Below are 609 nucleotides of genomic sequence, written 5' to 3'. Positions count from 1 at the left end.
AAGAGAGTTGCATCTTTGGCGATGATGCCGCGCCAGTAATATACAGGCATAAGTGATTTGTTCTGATTTGGAGTAAAATGGTGAATATATTAACAGAAAAGGCGCTATTGAGGCAATGTTATTGCCTGAGTCACGATGTTTTGCGCCTGCATAGGCCCTTCGGATTTATACCCAATCAACTTCAAAATGCTATGTTTTTTTAGACGACTCAATTTTTTTTGTCCATCCAACGTTTAAAAGTAATAGCAAGCCCTATTGCCAGTTTTTAAACGTTGGATGGGCGAAAAATTGAGAGTATACAATTAGCAGTTTGAAGTTGATTGGGTATAAGTGCCCATCTTCTATTGATCATGGCACTGGTAAAGACGGAATAAGAGGGTTTTGATTTGAGTCTCCTCCAGATGAAGGTGCTCTCGAAAAAAAGCCATGCGCCGCTGAGGAGGATGTTCTATCTTCTGTTAGATATTCAGGAAAGAAATCCAGTAGAATTTGCCGGCCATCTTCAGAGTTTCTTAAGGTAGCTACAAAAGAAAATTCAGTGTCTTTTGAGGTTGCTGACAGCAATGGGTTTCTTTCCACAATGTTATGTTTCAGATCAGGGTTTTTTTC

The 609-nt window shown here is 39.6% G+C and carries 1 protein-coding gene; it reads right to left on the bottom strand.

The window, feature by feature from the left end; translation table 11 throughout:
* Window positions 1-348: 348 nt before the first annotated feature.
* Window positions 349-609: hypothetical protein (locus E1O47_RS12365; protein ID WP_165475127.1), on the bottom strand; the 261-nt coding region annotated here is incomplete at its 5' end.

The organism is Legionella yabuuchiae, from assembly GCF_900640115.1.
Taxonomy (GTDB): Bacteria; Pseudomonadota; Gammaproteobacteria; order Legionellales; family Legionellaceae; genus Legionella_A; species Legionella_A yabuuchiae.
This window is presented reverse-complemented; position numbering and strand designations above follow the sequence as displayed.